The organism is Acidovorax sp. HMWF029 (genome assembly GCF_003060895.1).
In the GTDB taxonomy this organism is placed as follows: domain Bacteria; phylum Pseudomonadota; class Gammaproteobacteria; order Burkholderiales; family Burkholderiaceae_C; genus Acidovorax.
Genome location: NZ_QAIH01000234.1, coordinates 1 through 2614, shown reverse-complemented (window position 1 = coordinate 2614; position 2614 = coordinate 1). Strand labels below are relative to the sequence as shown.

General features: G+C 53.4%; 4 protein-coding genes. 1 reads left to right on the top strand and 3 read right to left on the bottom strand.

Translation table 11 applies throughout. The features are described 5' to 3' along the window. The coding region (locus tag DBR12_RS22375; RefSeq protein WP_233244730.1) for a hypothetical protein at positions 1-257 on the top strand (257 nt) is incomplete at its 5' end. Between the two features lie 302 nt (positions 258-559). On the opposite strand, the gene DBR12_RS17350 is transcribed toward DBR12_RS22375, so the two are convergent. The 3 genes from DBR12_RS17350 to DBR12_RS23090 all read right to left on the bottom strand — a co-directional run. Next, positions 560-859 carry a hypothetical protein gene (locus tag DBR12_RS17350; protein ID WP_146185563.1) on the bottom strand — a complete coding sequence of 100 codons (300 nt, stop codon included), beginning with the start codon at positions 857-859 and terminating at the stop codon, positions 560-562. Between the two features lie 192 nt (positions 860-1051). Further along, a complete protein-coding gene (locus DBR12_RS22040; RefSeq protein ID WP_233244726.1) occupies positions 1052-2200 on the bottom strand; it encodes a hypothetical protein in 1149 nt (382 codons plus the stop codon). A 231-nt stretch (positions 2201-2431) separates the two neighbouring features. After that, positions 2432-2614: hypothetical protein (locus DBR12_RS23090; protein WP_233244724.1), on the bottom strand; the 183-nt coding region annotated here is incomplete at its 5' end.

Below are 2614 nucleotides of genomic sequence, written 5' to 3'. Positions count from 1 at the left end.
GGGCTCAGCATGGCGTGGGGGCGGGGTGGCAAGGGCCGTTGGGCAGTCGCACCACCGCCAACGCCGCCCACGGCACGGGGCGCGCTGTCGCAACAGAGAAGGCGAAAAAGTGGTTCATCAAGCCAGACAACCCGGAAACATCGAAAGACGGTGGGTGCTGGCTGCAGCCGGAAGGCCTGATCGAAGGCTCCGGGGGAGGGCTGTGGCTTGCGGAAACCTTATTTTACATTGCAAATGGGAATTGTTTGTATTCGTGACTGTGTGTGATGAAGGGAGTTGAGATAACCACCACTCCACGCGGCGCGAAAACTGGGATTTTTTGGGCTATCCCGGGATGAATCGGAACGCGCCGTTGCAATGAAGTTGCAACCGATGGAACAGCGCCGGGCACTCCGAATGAGGCAATTTGGACCCCGAGGCTAGACTACAGCTTTCGGCCAGGAGCCGCCGATGGACACAAGCAGAACCGGTCACTCAACGCATCGGTTAATGACGCGCAATTGAACAACTTTTCAGGTTGCAGGAAACGACAAGCCTTGGCCTGCCTTCCCAAAGTGGATCAATACTCGAACTGCACGTCAAACGTTCCGTCTGCCTTCAGTGAGAACAAGCACTTGCGATAGAGGCCCTTTTCCGGCGTGCTGACTCTCTCAGCAAGTTCGAAAAAGTAGTCTGGAAGCATGGCGGGATCGACGTCGCTCTCACGCGTTCCAGTGGGGCTGGTGTAGACCACCTGCAAGTCTATCGAGCTGTCATACCGCTCCGCTTCAACTTTGACGTGCGACCAGGGCCAAGGAGCCAGACACTGCAACTCATTTGCTATGGCCTCGTAATACTCAAGGATGCTCTCAAATCGCACTATATTGTCCTCTCGAAGGCTGCTTTCGAGCTCTGGTACGTATGGCTGCTTTGGGCCCCAAGCCGTCTTCGGAGTTGCGCCGGACCAGTCGTTCCCTGTCTGCCCAGATGGCGAGCTATGGTCGATGTGACCGACGTCGTCTAGGCGTCGCATGGCATATCTAGATCGCAATAACCAGACGCGTCGAAACAGCTATTGACGCCAATAGCGAGTCACATAGTCACGGAGCTTTGCGATGTCCAATGACATACCCACTGTCTCGAAAGCTTTACAGCTATCGAAGTTGAGAATCACTTGACCGCGCTCCTTCCTATGAGGCTTCAGAACAACAGCCTTTTCTTCAAGAAATGCACTCATGGGCATGTATTTCTCAACCATGCCGGTCAATTTTTTAGTCGCGGTTGCAGTACGCAGAGACGCGTCTGCTTGCTCAAGCACTAGCCTCACTTCGGGCGGGGCATCCGGAACACGAGACTGAAGATATGTGGTGTTAAATACCAACTCAATTGAATTTCCGCCGGAAGTCGGCCGAACCTCTGTCAGCCAGCAACGGGTCAGTAAATTGAAGGGCGCTAGCCGGTTTCGTTCCCACAACAACTTGTCCGCCACGTCAGCATTCATTTGTTGAGTCGATTGAACAGCGTTAGCATCGACTTTCGACTTTTTATCTTTCTCTGGGAACCATATTTCGGGTGTATCTTGTATCAGCGGCCAAAGCGCCTCCGGGTCTTCTCCAATCTCTGGTAGGTAGACCGAAACAATGCATCTTGAATTGACCGAAGAGTCCTCGGAATCGAGTTCGGGTTGTAGTTTAAGAATGATTTTGAGCCGCTCTGGCACCGCAGAGCTTGCAAGCACATGAGCCCAGCTTGCCCCGTTTGAATAGTCGAGAAAGACATGGGGCCAACCAGGCCACGTGTGATCTGAAAGTGAAGTCCCATAGAACGCACAAAGGTGAAGTCGCGCGGACGAAAAATCGCAGTTGCGCAAACTTCCTGGGCTAGGTCGATGTGTGCCCATGGCATCCCTCCTAAATTTCGGTCCAAAGTCGAAACCAACGTAATGACCGTGGAACCTGCATCCATTCAATCTAGGCCTATCCATATATCGGTTGGACACGCGTTTAGGAAGGTGGAAGTCGCAGTTCAGGCAAGTTGCGTCAAAGTTAAAGTCCGTCTTCGCAACCCGCTTCATTCGGAACTCGCAGTTTGTGAAAGTGGCTCCTCCAACAATTGTGTCGCTCGCGTTTGTAGCGCCCAGCGTCAATATCCTTCCCTCGAAGGTTCCACTGCGAATCTCGTAACCATATTCGTTCGGCGCAAAGGGAGTTCGTTTGCTCATTTTTTCCTGCACTGGGTGATTGCTTCGGCCAACAAGGGTGGCCGATTTGGCTGATGACAGTTCCGCTTCGCATCCTAGTTCGTCAGATGGGGCTCGATGTCCGGTTTCGGGCTTGCAGCCGAGCATGTTCCGAATTTCCGCTCCTGGCCGGATTCTGCCCCACGCCGAGGGACGCTAGCGGGCCCATACCTGCCGCGCGTTCCTATGAAACGCAAGATGCAAGACTATTGTTCATACTGCGGCTGCATCAAACATCCGAGCCTTCGTTTTTGAGCAGATGCAGCCGCTCTGCAAGATTGATGGTCCAACTGAGTCCGTGTTGGTGCCGATGCAAACCTGACCAGCTAAACCGCAAAGTGCCAATCCAATATTGACCAGGGTGTTCCACTGACCTGCTGAGAATTTCAGCAGGGA